This is a genomic window from Algoriphagus confluentis, from assembly GCF_036245625.1.
Classification (GTDB): domain Bacteria; phylum Bacteroidota; class Bacteroidia; order Cytophagales; family Cyclobacteriaceae; genus Algoriphagus; species Algoriphagus confluentis.
This window is the reverse complement of the sequence record NZ_BTPD01000012.1, coordinates 122,978-138,585: the sequence shown is the minus strand read 5'-3', so window position 1 is coordinate 138,585 and position 15,608 is coordinate 122,978. Positions and strand designations below refer to the sequence as shown.

Genomic DNA, 15,608 nt, shown 5'->3' with positions numbered 1-15,608 from the left:
AGAAAAATTATCGCTTGTCGCTTCCAAAGGTATTTTCTATTTTCACACTTTGAGACAATAGAAATTATACCTATGAAAAAAATCATCCTTCTCATGCTCACTGCGCTCCTAATCCAAGCGGAAGTTTTCCCCCAAGAAGCACTTTTCCGAGCACAAAACATCATTTCGCCAGAAGTGCACGAAGACAATTCGGTCACCTTTCGGGTATTTGCCCCCAATGCCAAGGAGGTCCAAGTGACCGGAGATTTTCTTCCTACAGTGAAAGTGGACTCGCCCATGGGTCAAATCGACGGACCCGGTAAAGCCGCTTTGACAAAAGATGAAAATGGCGTTTGGTCAATGAAGACTGCCCCCATAGGTCCCGAGCTATACAATTACTCCTTCATCGTAGATGGATTCACGACCACCGACCCAAACAATCCCTTCCTGATACGGGATGTGGCCTCAGCTTTTAACATATTCATCGTCGGAGGAGGCCATGCAGAGCTGTTCAAGGTAAATGATATCCCTCACGGTTCGGTGACCAGGAGATGGTATGATTCTCCGGGCTTGGGCATGGACCGTAGGATCACCATTTACACTCCTCCAGGATACGAAAAATCAACTGAAACTTACCCTGTTCTTTACCTTCTTCATGGAGCTGGAGGAGACGAAGAAGCTTGGATCAATCTTGGGAGAACAGCCCAAATCCTAGATAATCTCATCGCTGAGGGTAAAGCCAAGCCGATGATCGTGGTCATGCCAAACGGCAATGTGATCCAAGACGGTGCCCCCGGAGAAGGGAGCAGAAACATGTACAAACCTCAGTTTATGATCCCGAAAACCATGGATGGAACCTATGAAGGTGCTTTTGAGGATATCATCAAGTTCGTAGAAAGCAACTATCGGGTGAAGGCTGACAAGGCCAACCGCGCCATAGCAGGCCTATCCATGGGTGGATACCATACGCTTCATATTTCAAGGTACTATCCGAATACATTTGATTACATGGGACTTTTCTCGGCTGCCATCATGCCTAGAGAAGATGCCACCGGAAAGGTGTACAGCAATTTTGATGAGACCCTAAAAGCCCAAATGGATAATGGCTATAAACTCTATTGGATCGCAATCGGGAAAACCGACTTCCTCTATGATGCCAATCAGCAATACATTGCAAAGCTAGACTCCATGAAAATGCCTTACGAGTACGTGGAAAGCGAAGGCGGCCACATCTGGAGAAACTGGCGGGTGTATCTAAGTCAATTTGCCCCTAGATTATTTCAGTAATACAAAAAAAGGTTGTCTCAAAAATGAAGCTTGTCACATTGAGCACTTGAGAGACGAGAGTCTCGAAATCGAAATGTCGTCCGGAAAGCTGGAAATGGCCTTCGATTCCGCTCAGGCTGACAACGTAACGATTTATGAGACAGCCTCTTTTTGCTTCAATCCACAGGAACTGCCCCAGGAGGAAGCTTTTGCACGATCCGAAACTGCCCTTTGGTTACTTTTACTTCTTGCCCGTCTTTTGTTTTGAAAGTTCCCGCAAACTGTCCTTCGACTGTACCTATAAACAGGCTGAAAGTCCCATTCATAAAGCTATACCTAGTTTGCTTCCCTTCAAATTTGTTGATTTTGACTGTACAGGAAGAACCTGGAATACGCTCCGATTCCAAAAAACCATATTCATGCGCCGAATAAGCATAATGCTTTACATTACCTTTCTTCACAAAAGCGGTCATGAATAGGTTGTTTCCGAAAGTTCCATTCCCCGGACCCAAATCATGTCCGGCCTCATACGTACCTGCACCTAAAGGAATCCAATAAAATCCTCCGAAATTAAAGTCATTGGATGGTCCCCAAAAATTGACCGAAATGGATTTGTCCACATTCAGGGTATTGAGTATTTCAGCATAGTTGCTCACCTCCACCCCGTCGATTTCCATCTCATACTGACTTTCCTCACCGGTTAAGGTAAAGGGAAAGTTCAAATCATTGGACAGCTGCTGGGGATCATCCGGATCCAGGTCCTCCCCGTCAGCACAGGAAGCCATCACTACTCCTATACTCAGGAGCCAAAACCAATTAATAAAACATTTTTTCATCATTTCTACCGTTTTTATCCTTTCCAAAACTCTTGGAATTACCCACCAATAGCCATACGGCAAATGCCCTAGTTTAAAGAGCGAGAGTCTGTTTCCAAATAATCCTTAAATACTCTTGGCGGGAATAGGAGAATTGAAATTTTCTATTTTACTTTGAGTTACAAAGTACTTTTAAAATGAATAAAGCAGAACGAGAATTAGCCGAAATCAAAGCCATGATGGAGCGGAGCACCCGCTTTCTTTCCCTCAGCGGTCTATCCGGAGTATTGGCCGGAATCTATGCCCTGATTGGTATAGGAATGGTAGCTTATTGGATTTATGGCTCGGAGACGGGACTTTTCGAAGGGATGGAAATTCTTACTACCCGGGAGATACTCCATCGAACCTTAACCACCGCGGGATTAGTCTTGACTATTGCCTTGGTCTCTGCCTACTTTTTGAGCCAAAAGAAAAGCCAAAAAAACGCAACTAAACTCTGGACAGCGTCCAGTCGGAGATTTTTTGCCACCCTGTTCGTCCCGGTGGTGACAGGAGGACTCTTTTCCTTTGCCTTGGTTCATGAGGAATTTTACCATCTGATTCCTGCTGCAACCTTGCTTTTCTACGGCTTGGGATTGATCAGCGCCTCCCAATTCACCTTGAACGAAATCAAAAATCTCGGCTATGGACAAGTGATCCTGGGACTCATCGCCGCTTTCTTTCCCGTATGGGGATTGATTTGTTGGGCATTGGGATTTGGAGCTCTCCATGTGATCTATGGAGCTATGATGTACTACAAATACGATCGATAACGTGAAGGGAAATTACGACAAGGCATTTGAAAATGTGGTCCGGCTGCGGGTCATGTCCATTCTGATGGTCAATGCCCAGTTTGACTTCAATTCCTTCAAGGAGCTACTCGATGTGACCGATGGCAATCTGGCTTCCCACCTGAGGAACCTGGAAAACCAAGGCTACATCCAAGTGGAAAAAACCTTTGTCGGACGCAAGCCCCAAACCAATTACTCCGCGACTGTGGCAGGTAAAATCGCCTTCCAAGAGCATCTCGATTTCTTAGAAAATCTGATCAAAGAAAATAAATCCTAAAAAATTTATCCACCTACTTTGAAATACAAAGTACTTTCAAAACAATTAAATTATGAATACTAAAACCTTTCTTCCCAATTCGCTCAAGGAGCTGATGCTCCCATCCGCCCTTGGTGCATCCCTTCCTTTGGCCTGGTTGCTTTTCCTGATTCTGACCAAAGAAGACCTCTTCGAGTCGTGGATGTATTACCCGCTTACGATCATACCGATCGGAGGGGCTGTGGGTGGCAGCTTCTTTTATCTGATGGGATTCCATTGGTTTCCTGAAGGAAAAAGTAAACTCATCGCAATCATTTTCAGCACGATCCTCTATTTCCTCGGACTATGGACCAGCGCAGTAATGGCATTTGTAATCACCGGACACTGGAACTAAAACCTAATCAAAAAAAATTTCCTCACCTACTTTGAATCACAAAGTACTTCCTATCAAAAACTATGGAACCACAATCCAATCTCTCCTTTCTCGAAAAATTCCAGGAATGGATCGCCAACTCTATCAGCATCAAACTGCTCATCATTGGCTTTATTGTACTCATCCTGCTTATCCCTCAAGCCATGACCCTAGACCTCATCCAAGAGCGGCAATTGAGACAGCAAGAAGCCGAAGAAGAAATCAGTGCCAAATGGTCACAGGATCAAACCCTAACCGGTCCCTATCTTGCGGTACCTTACTTGGTATCCAAAGAAGTGGAAAGTGCGGGAGAAAAAAGAATAGTCCGCGAGCAACAAACTGCCTACTTTCTACCAGATCACCTGGAAATCAGCGGAAACATTCAGCCTCAGGCCTTGCATCGGGGCATATTTGATGTAGTCGTCTACTCAGGGGAAATATCCCTGCAGGCGGAATTCCCTTCTCTCCCCTTGAATAAGCTAAATTTGCTTCCCGAACAGATCCTTTGGGATCAAACCTCCCTGATGGTGGGCCTCACCGACTTAAGGGGAATCGGAGAAAACCCCTCTCTCCGTGTTGAAGGTAAAACGCTGAATTATGAACCGTTTTTGGATGAAAAAACCCACCTCAAGGGGCTCCAAGTCGCTCTCCCTCTCAAACCTGAAAATACTCCATTCTCCTTTGATTCACGGATTCTTTTGAAAGGAAGTAAAAGTTTTGAGGTGATTCCCCTGGGAAAAACCACTCGACTTAGCCTGAATGGCGATTGGCCTTCCCCTAGTTTCCAGGGGCAATTTCTCCCCGAAAAACGGATGGTTTCGGAAAATTTCTTTGAAAGCGAATGGCAAGTCCTTCACTTCAACCGCCCCTTTGGGCAGGAATTTATCGGAGGCATTCCCGACTTGTCCGGCAGTGCATTTGGCTTGGACCTGATGCTGCCAGCCGACCAATACCAGCAAAGCATCCGTACTGCCAAATATTCCGTGCTAATCATCATTTTGAGCTTTCTTTCTCTCTTTTTGATGGAAATCTTCACCAAATCCCGAATTCATCCGCTTCAGTACATTCTGATTGGTTTTGCCTTGGTATTATACTACACCCTTTTGATCGCCTTTTCTGAGCAGATAGGGTTCAAGCTGGCTTATTTGATTGCCAGTATGGCCATCGTTTTACTCTTAGCTCTGTATTCCAGATCCCTGTTTCCCAAGTGGAAAAACACCGGAATTTTTACCGGTATTCTTACCGTATTCTACATTTTCATATTTGTCATTGTGCGGCAACAGGATTTTGCATTGCTGATAGGAAGCCTGGGACTTTTTGTAGCCTTGGCCATCACCATGTTTATTTCCAGAAAGATAGACTGGTATAAAAACTAATTTCCAGTCACTGAATACCCTGTCTGACTAAACATGAAAAAAATTGGAATCCGGGTTAGAGTTGACCCGGATTCTCTCTTTGACCCGTCCTAAAGAAACTATCATCTCCTGCAAAGAATATTTATCAAGAAAAATAGTTGATTTAAATCAGATTCGTATTTTCGCTGCTTAACCTATACTTTATGAAGAAAACATCCCAATTCTACTTCTTATTTCTTTTTCTCCTTTTGGGAGCAGGGTCAACCTTTGCCCAAATCAAAGCCGTCACCGAAAACGGAGACACCATCTATGTCTACAACGACGGCACTTGGAGCTACGAACTCCGGGATTTTTCCGATCAAAAAGGTGCTATGGATTTTCTGAATGAAAGCCTCGAGGTTGAACCCCTCAATTCGTCTTTTTCTACACCTTCTTCTTCCAAGGAGAAAGTAAAAAATGCCCGGGACCAGTTTCAGATCTTCTTCAACTCGGAAGAGTGGAGACGCGTACCTCCTGCCACGTTGAATGATGAGGCGGAGTTTGCCTTCGAAGCCAAATTTTCGGATGTATGGAGTGTGGTCATCTCTGAGGAAACGCCCATCGAAAAAGAGACCTTGTTTAAAATCGCCCGAAAAACCATGGAAGACAATACCGGCGCCAAGCCGGAAATCATCAGCCTGACCCAATTTCAGGTAAATGGCCAAGACATTCTAAGAGGTGTAGTGAGGGCCAGCTTTTCGGGAATCACCTTTATTTTTGACAGCTTTTACTTCTCCGATGAGCGGGGCTCGGTACAGTTTACCACTTGGTCCAGCGAGGCAGTTTGGAAAAAGAACGAAGAGAAAATTCAGGATTTGATGAAGGGTTTCGAAGTGATCGGAGTAGATTAATTTCCTGAATACTAGGTGAAATAAAAAAGAGGCTGTCTCAAAATTAAGGTTTGTTACATTGAGTCTTAAGTATTTTTCGAACACCCAAAAGGAAGAGGACTGAGATCATTCGCCTTTGGGTAGTATCATTGTCACCTTGAGCGGAGTCGAAAGGTCCTCGAACTTCCCGACTCTCGTCGGAAAGGTGCTCGGACTGACTAAATTTCCGGCCTTTAAATTCAACCCATGATTGGTAGAGAAGTCGAAATGTCATCCAGAGAGCTGGAATCGGCCTTCTACTTAGAGACTCCCGTCTTTCAGGTGCTCGGACTGACTACGAAACGACTTATGAGACAGCTTCTTTTCCTTTTTATTCTATCGACTCTTCCGGGCCAAGTCTTACTTCTCAAACACAATCGCCTCCGGATTCGCCCCCAGCTCTTCCAAGCTTTTGCTTACAGCTTCGATCATGGGTTCGGGACCGCAGACATAAAACTCCTGAGAGAAGTCCGTTACGTTCTTTTTCAAAAACTCCTTGTCTACCCTACCCTGAACATGCCCGCTTTTTTCTTCCTTGTCCAAGAGAGAAATAAAATCATCTCCTAAAATCTCCCGAAACCAATCTTCCAAAATGACATCTTTGGCTGTTTTATTGGCAAAAAACAGGCGATTTCCTTTTAATTTTCCTTTTTCCAAAAGATCTCTGAAAATGGCGATGAAAGGAGTAATTCCTGCTCCTCCTGCGATGAAAGTTCCTTGGCCTTTGTATTCAATAGCTCCCCAGGAATCATCTACGATCAGCTCATCACCGACTTGTAGACTGTCTATCTTTTTGGTCACTCCCTCGTGGTCGTGGTAGGATTTGATCACAAATTCCAGATGGTCTTCCTGAGGTAGCGAAGTGAAGGTAAATGGTCGCTTTTCCTCCCGATATCCTTCCTGATTGATGGCCACTTCGCAGGCTTGACCAGGGGTAAATGAATAACCTGTTGGCTTTTCTACTTTGAATTGTTTGACATCATGAGTCAGAGACTCAATGCCAAGGATTTTTACATGGTCTGACATAAAAATGAAGGTTTAGTACATAAAGATAAGCATCTAAACTCCGGATTGTTTGATTGAATTCAACTATGACTTATTTACCACCGCTATTCCTTGGTTTCCTCCATTCTGTCCCAAAATCCATTTAGGATTGGGAAGAATTGGGTAACTTACCTGATTGAATAGAAAAATAAACCTAAAGAAAATCCCTTTCCCTACTAACCCTTTACCCTATGAAAAAAATAGCTTATAGCCTTTTCTTAGCTACCTCTTTTGCCCTAGGCGTATTCTCCTGCGGGCCAAAGACCGAAGAAACTACTGAAACCGAAGAAATGACCCCAACTCCAACCCGATTTGGGGGATTGGCGCTTTACACCGTAAGGGATGCCATGGGGCAAGACCCCAAAGCTACCCTTAAGGCCGTAGCTGATGCAGGCTATGCCTACGTGGAAGCAGCAGGATATGAAGATGGAAAATTTTATGGAATGGAACCTGCTGCATTCAAATCCTATTTGGACTCCCTGGGCCTGCAGCCAAAAAGTACCCACATGGGTGGAGTAACTTTGGACAATGCTGAGGAGCAAATTGCCGCTTCCAAAGCTGCAGGATTTGAGTATTTCGTGATTCCTGTGCCCCCTATGGGCATGTTTACCTTTGGCCCGGAAGGATTGGGTATGAAAGGAACGAAGGAAGAGCTTGTGAGTATCTTGACCACTATCGGAGAAAAATGCACGGCAGCAGGTCTTAAACTTTTGTACCACAACCACGACTTCGAATTCAAGCCCGGTGAAGACGGAAGCACCATCACGGACTTCATCCTCCAAAACACCGACCCTGCTCATGTCAACTATCAGATGGACCTATTTTGGGTGACCAAAGCAGGAGCGGATCCTTTGGCTTACTTCGAAAAGTATCCCGGAAGATTCAAGGCCTGGCATGTGAAAGACATGAACGATGCGGGAGAGTTTGCCCCTGTGGGTACTGGTAATATTGACTTTGCCCGGATTTTGGCAGAAAAAGACAAATCAGGCATGGTTTACTACCTCGTGGAGCAGGACAATACCTTTGATCTCAATCCTATGGAAGCCATCCAAATCAGCCATAGGGGCTTGGAAAAGTATGGTTTTCAATAGTCTTTTTTAAAAACAATCGGGAAAGAGGCTGTCTCAAAAGTAAAGTTTGTCACATTGAGGGAAGTCGAAATGTCGTCCGGAGAGCTGGAAACTGCCTTCGATTTCGAGTCTACCGTCTCTCAAGTACTCAGGCTGACAACAAAACGATTTATGAGACAACCTCTTTCTTTTTTTTGTCCAAATTTGACTTTTTCACCTCACTCCAATCACCCATAACCAGAAAATAGAGCCTTTTATCCTAAAAACAGGCCCAATTTCCATCGAATAGGCTTTATATTTGGCCTTTCTCAAAAAATCTCCATTCCGGAGGTTTTAATAATCCTTTACATGCAAGATATTATCAGTACCCTCAACGGTCTCATTTGGAGCAATGCTTTGATCTTGCTCTGCTTGGGTGCCGGCATCTATTTTTCAATTGTTACCAAATTTGTACAGATTCGCTATTTCCGGGAAATGATCAAGCTTCTTTTTGGAGGTAAATCCTCCGATCAGGGCGTATCTTCCTTTCAGGCTTTCGCTTTGGCTCTGTCAGGCAGGATAGGAACCGGAAACATCGCCGGAGTAGCCACGGCTATCGCCATGGGAGGTCCCGGAGCGATATTTTGGATGTGGATCATTGCTTTTTTGGGTTCTGCTTCGGCTTACATTGAAGCAACCTTGGGACAGATTTACAAAGAAGTCAAAGACGGGCAGTACCGGGGAGGTCCTGCCTTTTACATTGAAAAAGGATTGGGAGTCAAATGGTATGCCATGGTATTTGCCGTGGTGACCATCATCAGTATGTCCCTATTGCTGCCCGGAGTACAAAGCAATAGTATCGCACTCAGCATGGACAATGCCTTTCAGGTACCTGTGGAAATCACAGGAGGTGTGGTCGTAGTTTTTTTAGGCTTGATCATTTTCGGAGGTATCAAGCGGATCGGCAAAGTCGCCGAACTTGTAGTTCCTTTTATGGCCTTTGGGTACATTCTGATCGCAGTAGTCATTATGGCATTGAATTACAGTGAAATCCCAGGCGTAATCAGTCTGATCGTCCGATCTGCTTTCAATTTGGAATCTGCCTATTCAGGCGTTTTCGGGATGGCCATCGCCTGGGGGATCAAGAGGGGAATCTATTCCAATGAGGCCGGTCAGGGGACGGCCCCCCATGCCGCTGCTGCAGCAGAGGTGAGTCATCCCGCCAAACAGGGCTTGGTTCAATCCTTTTCAGTCTATATTGACACGCTTTTTGTCTGTTCAGCCACAGCCTTTATGATTTTGTTTACCGGACAGTACAACATCCTTAATCCCGAAGGAGGATTTATCGAGGAAAACCTACCCGGAATCAGTTTTGGGCCTGAATTTACCCAAATGGCCATTGCCACCCACTTCCCCACAGTCGGAGCGGGATTTGTGGCTATTGCATTGATGTTTTTCGCCTTTACCACCATCATGGCCTACTATTACATTGCTGAGACCAACCTCAGCTATCTGCAAAAAGGCAGCAAGCAAAAATGGCCGGTTTATGCCCTGAGAGCTTTGATTTTGGTGGCAACTTTCTATGGCTCGGTCAGAACCGCCGAAGTAGCCTGGACCTTAGGGGATATTGGGGTCGGACTGATGGCCTGGCTGAACATTGTGGCCATTTTGCTGCTGAGAAAACCTGCCCTAAATGCCCTGAAAGACTACAAAAAGCAAAAGGATGCCGGCCAGGATCCCGTCTATGATTTCAAGGATGTGGATTGAGGAGAGGGAAGACCTAAGGTGGAAGGTGATTGAAAAATTGAAAGATTGGAATATTGAAAAATTGGCCATCAAGATCTATTTATTAAACCCAAAAAATCTCTAAGGCAAGAAAGGGTTGAGGTTTGTGTAGATGTCGTAATTCTTACTTCGAACTTCGTAAATAAATGCGCTGGAAGACGGGAGACGGAAGTCGAATGTCCGGTGTCCGGTGTCCGATGTCCGGTGTCCGATGACCGATGACCGATGATTGGAGCCGGAAGCAGGAAGATCGAAGCCAAGAGGTTGTAAGGTGGTAAAGTTGAAAAGTTTTAAAGTTGTATTCTCCAATCGATGTCTGAGGATCCTCTGAATGTCGTAATCCTGTACTGAGCTTGTCGAAGTATCGTAAATCCTACCTCGTAAATAAATGAGCGGGAAGACCGAAGACGGAAGTCGAATGTCCGATGACCGATGATTGGAGCCGGAAGCGGGAAGATCGAAGCCAAGTGGTGGTAAGGTGGTAAAGTTGAAAAGTTTTAAAGTTGTATTCTCCAATCGATGTCTGAGGATCCTCTGAATGTCGTAAATCCGAAATCGTAAATAAATGAGCGGGAAGACGGAAGCGGGAAGATCGAAGTTTAAAGTGAGAAAATCAGGTTTGAGGTTCCTGTTGATGTCGTAAATCGTAACTCGTAACTCGTAATTTCAAAAGGATTCTGGCTATCTTTTATCTTCGAAAAAAGATCCAGCCATGCTATTTCCTTTTCTGCTTTTTGCTTTCCTGGGTGTTTTTTCCCCTGATTCTTCAAAAGAAGAAAAACCCAATATCGTCCTGATCTTGGCGGATGACTTGGGTTGGTCGGATATCGGCTGCTATGGCAGTGAGGTGAAAACTCCCAATCTGGACTGGTTGGCCGAAAACGGGGTTCGATTCACCCAAATGTACAATACCGCGAAATGCAACCCCTCCCGGGCAGCATTGATGACCGGACTCTATGCCCAACAGGTCGGCTACGAAGCCACCTATCAGCAGCCGCTGATCAATGGGATTACCCTAGGCGAACTGTTAAAATCCGCCGGTTACCGCACGCTTTGGTCGGGAAAGCACCACGGTTTTGACCATCCCATGGATCGCGGATTTGATCGGTATTTTGGACTGAAAGAGGGAGCATCCAACCATTTCAATCCCGGCCTTCGTCGGGAAGGAGAAGCCCAACCTGCTCAAAAACGCCCGGATCGACCTTTCTACGAGGATCGGACACTTTTTCAGCCTTTCACTCCCCCAATGGACTACTATTCCACAGATTACTTCACCCGATACCCACTCCAATGGCTTGAAGAGTACAAAAACGAAAGCAATCCCTTTTTTCTCTACCTCGCCTACACCGCACCCCATGACCCCTTGATGGCTTGGCCAGAGGACATTGCCAAGTACCAAGGCAAATACGATGAAGGCTATGAAGTCATTCGTCAGAAGCGCTTCGAAAAGCAAAAGAAACTTGGTCTTATCAGGGAAGATTTCCCCTTGACTGAACCCACTCACGTCCCCTGGGCTAGTCTTTCAGATTCCCTGAAAAGGATCGAAGCCCGGAAAATGGAAGTTTATGCAGCCATGATTGACCGCATGGATCAGAAAATCGGCGAACTTATCCAAAAACTCCGCGACCTCGGCAAGCTGGACAATACGGTCTTTATCTTCCTATCAGACAACGGGGCCTCAGCCGAAATGGTCAATATTCCCGGGGATGGAAACATCGGCATTGTAGGCCATTGGACCTCACTCGGGGGAGACTGGGCAAATGTGGGCAATACCCCCCTCCGCTTTTACAAAAACTACTCTTTCGAAGGGGGCATCCGCACGCCCCTGATTATTTCTTGGCCCAAAGGACTGCAGGCCAAAAACCAATTCAATGACTTTCCTGCCCACCTGATCGATATTCTTCCTACACTGGCAGACCTTTCCGGAGCCACTTACCCCGAGAAACTGGATGGAAAGCCGGTTCTTCCTTTTCCGGGTCAAAGTCTTTTGCCTGCTATCCGGGGAGAAAAAGAAGAGAGAGAAAAGCCCATTTTCTGGGAATGGTCCGTAGGTAGGGCTGTTAGACAGGGTAACTGGAAGGCGGTCGCCCATGGCAAAGATGCCCCTTGGGAACTCTATGACTTATCTCAAGACCCGCACGAAACCCAAAACCTAGCTGCAAATCATCCCGAAAAAGTCCGGGAGCTAAAGGGCCTTTTCCAAGTCTGGAAGGAAGTCAGCGCTCAGCAAAAAGCCTCCGGTCAGCTTTCATGGACTAATTCCCAACAATGAAGGACAATCTGACCCTGATCATCGTTGTGGGGATTTTGGCTCTGCATTTCCTCCTTGGATTCGCTTGGCTGCTGTATAAAATGACAGGTCCCAAATCGGAAGACAAAAACCCCAAAGCCGGAAAATAACCTTCCCAAAATGAAGTTTGTGTAAACTTCCGCCAAGATGTCCCGGAAAAAAGCCGACTTGCTTATCTTTCCCGTACAAATCCAAATGAACCCATTATGCTTCGCATTTTTCTTTGCTTTATGGCCATGACAGTCCTTTCTCTTTCCTCCCTTGCTCAGGATACCTTCCACTCCAATCCCGTGATCGCACATCGGGGAGCTTGGAAAAAAAACGACTTGCCCCAAAACTCCATCGCCTCTCTTCGGGAAGCGATTCGCTTGGGATGCATGGGGACGGAGTTTGACGTGTGGATGACCAAGGATGAGGTGCTTGTGGTCAATCACGACCATGACTTTATGGGCATGGACATCGAGGAAAGCACCTACGCGGAACTATTAACCCAAAAGCTCCCCAACGGTGAAAAAATCCCCACTCTGGAAGAATACCTCCGCGAGGGCATGAAGCAAACCGGTACCCGCCTGATCTTGGAATTCAAACCCTCCCGATTGGGTGTGGCCCGAAGTGAGCGCGTGGGAGAGCTCAGTGTCCTGATGGTCAAAAAACTGGGAGCAGAAAAATGGGTGGATTACATCACCTTCAGCTACGAGGGAGGAAAAAAAGCCATCGCCACCGATCCTCAAGCCAATGTGGCCTACCTTACCGGAGATAAGTCTCCCGCAACCTTGAAGGAGGATGGATTTTTTGGTTTTGATTACAATATCCGACTAGTCAAGCTCCGAGCTGACTGGATTACCGAGGCTCAGGAACTCGGACTCACTACCAATGCGTGGACTGTCAATGATCCCGATGACATGACTTGGCTGCTCGACCGAAAGGTGGACTTTATCACCACTGACGAGCCCGAAGTGCTTTTTGAACTGCTCAAGCAGAGAAAATAAGCCAAAGGCCGATTCAGGACTTAAGGCGCAGCACTTTTTCCTCATCCCAATGCAGGTAGACCCGATCTCCGGCAGTGAATCTTCGCTGTGGATCATCTACCTCCCATAGCAATCCGCTGTCCTTCAGCCGAACGAAGAGGGAATTATAGTGCACCAAAAAGCGCTGATCGACTACGTGACCGAGCAGTCCCCCTTTGGTTCTCAGCTTGACATCTGCAGGACGCAGATAGGCATGGTCTACACCAGGAAGGGAGTTGATGGATGAAAAAAGCCTAGCTACGTAGCGAGTCTTGGGATGCTCGCAAAGGCTTTGGGAATTGCCCCGCTGCACCAGTTTGCCTTTTTGAAGGATCAGCACCGAGTCCGTCAGACGGAGTGCATCGTCCAATTCATGAGTTACAAAGATCACCGTCGTACCCATTTCCTGCAGCAATTCCTTCAATTCCTGCAGGAGTTTTCGCTTTTGGATCGCATCGAGATGGGAAAAAGGTTCATCCAAAAGCAATACCTCCGGCTCCACAGCCAAGGCCTGTGCAATCGCCACCTTTTGCTGCTGCCCTCCGCTGAGTTGGCGGGGCAGACGCTGCCGATAAGCTTCCAAGCCCAACTGCCTCAGCAGGCGATCCAGTTGCTTTTTTCTGTAAGCCGGATCAAAAAGCAGGAGGGGACGGAGGATATTTTCCTCCACGGTAGAGTTGGGAAAAAGCTGGTAATCCTGATAAATCAGCTTGATTTCGTCATAGCCGGGCACCAGTTTTTCGGCAGGGTTTTCGATTTTTTGTCCATTGAGTAGCACTTCCCCGGAGCTTTGGGTCATCAGCCCGGCGGCGATGCGGAGCAGGGTACTTTTGCCCGAGCCGCTCTCTCCGACGATGGCGATCATCTCTCCCTTTTCCAGTTCCAGAGAAAAGTCATGCAGGGCGGTTTGGGTTTCGTAGGATTTGGAGATGTGGCGGAGGGAGAAGTAGGACATGGGTGGTTTTCTTCGATATTCGATATTCAACATTCGATATTCGGCATTTATTCAAGGATTGAAAAATTGGAAGATTGGAAAATTTAATGATTGGAAGATTAGAAAATTGGAAAATTGGAAGATTGAGCCCGACTGAAACCCTTTCTTCCAAGCTGAATTGAATATTTCTTTCTGGGCCATTCTGTGTCTTTCTGTGAAATCTGTGAGCAATAAACGATCTGGAAAAATTGAAAATTTTGGAGCCCCAAATTTTACTTCAAACTTCTTACTTCAGTTTTCTGACTTTTAAAATGGCTCACGGATGACACAGATTTTCACAGATTGGATTTTTCAGACCCAAAAATTCCACTTAAATATCTGCTAGATGAGGATTAGCAACTGGGAAAGGGGAGGGATTGAAAAATTGGAAGATTCGAAGATTGGATCCAACAGAATTTCCTCCTCCCAAAGTGAATTGAATATTTCTTTCTGTGCCATTCTGTGAAATCTGTGAGCAATAAACGATCTGGAAAAATTGAAAATTTTGGAGCCCAAAGACTTTACCTCAAACTTCCTACTTCAGCTTTCAGACTTTTAAAATGGCTCACGGATGACACAGATTTTCACAGATTGGATTTTTTAGACCCAAAATTCCACTCAAAAATCTGCCAGATAAGGATTAGGAACTGTGAAAGGAGAGGGATTGAAAAATTGGAAGATTCGAAGATTGGATCCAACAGAATTTCCTCCTCCCAAAGTGAATTGAATATTTCTTTCTGTGTCATTCTGTGAAATCAGTGAGCAATAAACAATCTGGAAAAATTGAAAATTTTGGAGCCCAAAGACTTTACCTCAAACTTCCTACTTCAGCTTTCAGACTTTTAAAATGGCTCACGGATGACACAGATTTTCACAGATTGGATTTTTTAGACCCAAAATTCCACTCAAAAATCTGCCAGATAAGGATTAGGAACTGTGAAAGGAGAGGGATTGAAAAATTGGAAGATTCGAAGATTGGGTCCAACAGAATTTCCTCCTCCCATAGTGAATTGGATATTTCTTTCTGTGCCATTCTGTGAAATCAGTGAGCAATAAACAATCTGGAAAAATTGAAAATTTTGGAGATTGGGACTTTACTTCAAACTTCTTACTTCAGCTTTCTGACTTTAAAAATGGCTCACGGAAGACACAGATTTTCACAGATAAAGCTATTGCCAAGTTTCAGCTTTCTGACTCTCGTGCTGAGCTTAGTCGAAGCATCAGACTTCTTACTTCAATCACTCCTTACCACTCACTGTTTACTATTTACAAATACCTACAAACTCTCACGCAACTTCCTTGGCAAAGAATCCCTCACCAACTCATAGCTATGCTTGGTCAATTCCAAGATCAAAGAATCCGGAACATTTCCCTGTACGGAGACCGAATTCCAGAGCTTTTTATTCATATGGTAGCCGGGAGTGATGCCTTCGTACTGTTCCCGAAGCTCGATGGCCCGCTCGGGGTCACACTTTAGATTCACAAAATCCCAGACTTCCAGATCGGCAATAGCAAAGATCCTCCCTCCCACCCGGAAGCAGAGCGTATTCGCATCAAAGGGCGTGTCTTCCGATACTCCCGGAAGCGCCAAGCAAAAATCACGGAAATAGGATAAAGTCATTTTGAGTCTTAAATATTA

The 15,608-nt window shown here is 45.6% G+C and carries 15 protein-coding genes; 11 read left to right on the top strand and 4 right to left on the bottom strand.

What is annotated here, in order from left to right; translation table 11 throughout:
* Positions 1-72 precede the first annotated feature (72 nt).
* Positions 73-1,266, top strand: coding sequence for an esterase (locus AAA943_RS17480; protein ID WP_338225574.1), 1,194 nt, complete (start codon positions 73-75; stop codon positions 1,264-1,266).
* 155 nt (positions 1,267-1,421) lie between these two features.
* Here the strand turns inward: AAA943_RS17480 and AAA943_RS17475 are convergent, their stop codons facing one another.
* Positions 1,422-2,084 carry a hypothetical protein gene (locus AAA943_RS17475; RefSeq protein WP_338225573.1) on the bottom strand — a complete coding sequence of 221 codons (663 nt, stop codon included), beginning with the start codon at positions 2,082-2,084 and terminating at the stop codon, positions 1,422-1,424.
* Between the two features lie 173 nt (positions 2,085-2,257).
* On the opposite strand from AAA943_RS17475, the gene AAA943_RS17470 reads away from it, so the two are divergent.
* The 5 genes from AAA943_RS17470 to AAA943_RS17450 all read left to right on the top strand — a co-directional run bounded on the left by AAA943_RS17470 (position 2,258) and on the right by AAA943_RS17450 (position 5,803).
* A complete protein-coding gene (locus AAA943_RS17470) occupies positions 2,258-2,872 on the top strand; it encodes a hypothetical protein (protein ID WP_338225572.1) in 615 nt (204 codons plus the stop codon).
* 1 nt (position 2,873) lies between these two features.
* Positions 2,874-3,167, top strand: a complete 294-nt coding sequence (locus tag AAA943_RS17465) for a winged helix-turn-helix domain-containing protein (protein ID WP_338225571.1) — start codon at positions 2,874-2,876, stop codon at positions 3,165-3,167.
* Positions 3,168-3,219: 52 nt separating this feature from the next.
* On the top strand, positions 3,220-3,540 hold the full coding sequence (locus AAA943_RS17460; protein WP_338225570.1) for a hypothetical protein: 321 nt from the start codon (positions 3,220-3,222) through the stop codon (positions 3,538-3,540).
* A 62-nt stretch (positions 3,541-3,602) separates the two neighbouring features.
* Positions 3,603-4,934, top strand: a complete 1,332-nt coding sequence (gene creD / locus AAA943_RS17455) for a cell envelope integrity protein CreD (RefSeq protein WP_338225569.1) — start codon at positions 3,603-3,605, stop codon at positions 4,932-4,934.
* Between the two features lie 182 nt (positions 4,935-5,116).
* Positions 5,117-5,803 (top strand): hypothetical protein, encoded by a 687-nt coding sequence (locus AAA943_RS17450; protein ID WP_338225568.1) that lies wholly within the window; start codon positions 5,117-5,119, stop codon positions 5,801-5,803.
* Between the two features lie 378 nt (positions 5,804-6,181).
* On the opposite strand, the gene AAA943_RS17445 is transcribed toward AAA943_RS17450, so the two are convergent.
* Positions 6,182-6,847 (bottom strand): FAD-binding oxidoreductase, encoded by a 666-nt coding sequence (locus AAA943_RS17445; RefSeq protein ID WP_338225567.1) that lies wholly within the window; start codon positions 6,845-6,847, stop codon positions 6,182-6,184.
* A gap of 209 nt (positions 6,848-7,056) precedes the next feature.
* On the opposite strand from AAA943_RS17445, the gene AAA943_RS17440 reads away from it, so the two are divergent.
* The 5 genes from AAA943_RS17440 to AAA943_RS17420 all read left to right on the top strand — a co-directional run bounded on the left by AAA943_RS17440 (position 7,057) and on the right by AAA943_RS17420 (position 12,978).
* Positions 7,057-7,956 carry a sugar phosphate isomerase/epimerase family protein gene (locus tag AAA943_RS17440; RefSeq protein ID WP_338225566.1) on the top strand — a complete coding sequence of 300 codons (900 nt, stop codon included), beginning with the start codon at positions 7,057-7,059 and terminating at the stop codon, positions 7,954-7,956.
* A gap of 327 nt (positions 7,957-8,283) precedes the next feature.
* The gene (locus tag AAA943_RS17435) at positions 8,284-9,681 is read left to right on the top strand and encodes an alanine/glycine:cation symporter family protein (RefSeq protein WP_338225565.1); all 1,398 of its coding nucleotides are present in this window, start codon (positions 8,284-8,286) and stop codon (positions 9,679-9,681) included.
* Between the two features lie 730 nt (positions 9,682-10,411).
* Positions 10,412-11,971, top strand: coding sequence for an arylsulfatase (locus AAA943_RS17430; protein WP_338225564.1), 1,560 nt, complete (start codon positions 10,412-10,414; stop codon positions 11,969-11,971).
* Positions 11,968-12,099, top strand: coding sequence for a hypothetical protein (locus tag AAA943_RS17425; protein ID WP_338225563.1), 132 nt, complete (start codon positions 11,968-11,970; stop codon positions 12,097-12,099). Before AAA943_RS17430 ends, AAA943_RS17425 begins: the two co-directional genes overlap by 4 nt.
* A 96-nt stretch (positions 12,100-12,195) precedes the next feature.
* Positions 12,196-12,978, top strand: a complete 783-nt coding sequence (locus AAA943_RS17420; RefSeq protein WP_338225562.1) for a glycerophosphodiester phosphodiesterase — start codon at positions 12,196-12,198, stop codon at positions 12,976-12,978.
* 13 nt (positions 12,979-12,991) lie between these two features.
* Here the strand turns inward: AAA943_RS17420 and AAA943_RS17415 are convergent, their stop codons facing one another.
* Together AAA943_RS17415 and AAA943_RS17410 are read right to left on the bottom strand one after the other, a co-directional pair.
* The gene (locus AAA943_RS17415; RefSeq protein WP_338225561.1) at positions 12,992-13,951 is read right to left on the bottom strand and encodes an ABC transporter ATP-binding protein; all 960 of its coding nucleotides are present in this window, start codon (positions 13,949-13,951) and stop codon (positions 12,992-12,994) included.
* 1,294 nt (positions 13,952-15,245) lie between these two features.
* The gene (locus AAA943_RS17410) at positions 15,246-15,590 is read right to left on the bottom strand and encodes an MmcQ/YjbR family DNA-binding protein (RefSeq protein ID WP_338225560.1); all 345 of its coding nucleotides are present in this window, start codon (positions 15,588-15,590) and stop codon (positions 15,246-15,248) included.
* Positions 15,591-15,608 lie beyond the last annotated feature (18 nt).

Bases quoted from the DNA above. Each gene is read 5' to 3' on its own strand.
- AAA943_RS17440 (WP_338225566.1), top strand. From the start codon at position 7,057: ATGAAAAAAATAGCTTATAGCCTTTTCTTAGCTACCTCTTTTGCCCTA.
- AAA943_RS17435 (WP_338225565.1), top strand. From the start codon at position 8,284: ATGCAAGATATTATCAGTACCCTCAACGGTCTCATTTGGAGCAATGCT.
- AAA943_RS17430 (WP_338225564.1), top strand. From the start codon at position 10,412: ATGCTATTTCCTTTTCTGCTTTTTGCTTTCCTGGGTGTTTTTTCCCCT.
- AAA943_RS17450 (WP_338225568.1), top strand. From the start codon at position 5,117: ATGAAGAAAACATCCCAATTCTACTTCTTATTTCTTTTTCTCCTTTTG.
- AAA943_RS17475 (WP_338225573.1), bottom strand. From the start codon at position 2,084: ATGATGAAAAAATGTTTTATTAATTGGTTTTGGCTCCTGAGTATAGGA.
- AAA943_RS17410 (WP_338225560.1), bottom strand. From the start codon at position 15,590: ATGACTTTATCCTATTTCCGTGATTTTTGCTTGGCGCTTCCGGGAGTA.
- AAA943_RS17470 (WP_338225572.1), top strand. From the start codon at position 2,258: ATGAATAAAGCAGAACGAGAATTAGCCGAAATCAAAGCCATGATGGAG.
- AAA943_RS17445 (WP_338225567.1), bottom strand. From the start codon at position 6,847: ATGTCAGACCATGTAAAAATCCTTGGCATTGAGTCTCTGACTCATGAT.
- AAA943_RS17415 (WP_338225561.1), bottom strand. From the start codon at position 13,951: ATGTCCTACTTCTCCCTCCGCCACATCTCCAAATCCTACGAAACCCAA.
- creD (WP_338225569.1), top strand. From the start codon at position 3,603: ATGGAACCACAATCCAATCTCTCCTTTCTCGAAAAATTCCAGGAATGG.
- AAA943_RS17420 (WP_338225562.1), top strand. From the start codon at position 12,196: ATGCTTCGCATTTTTCTTTGCTTTATGGCCATGACAGTCCTTTCTCTT.
- AAA943_RS17460 (WP_338225570.1), top strand. From the start codon at position 3,220: ATGAATACTAAAACCTTTCTTCCCAATTCGCTCAAGGAGCTGATGCTC.
- AAA943_RS17425 (WP_338225563.1), top strand. From the start codon at position 11,968: ATGAAGGACAATCTGACCCTGATCATCGTTGTGGGGATTTTGGCTCTG.
- AAA943_RS17480 (WP_338225574.1), top strand. From the start codon at position 73: ATGAAAAAAATCATCCTTCTCATGCTCACTGCGCTCCTAATCCAAGCG.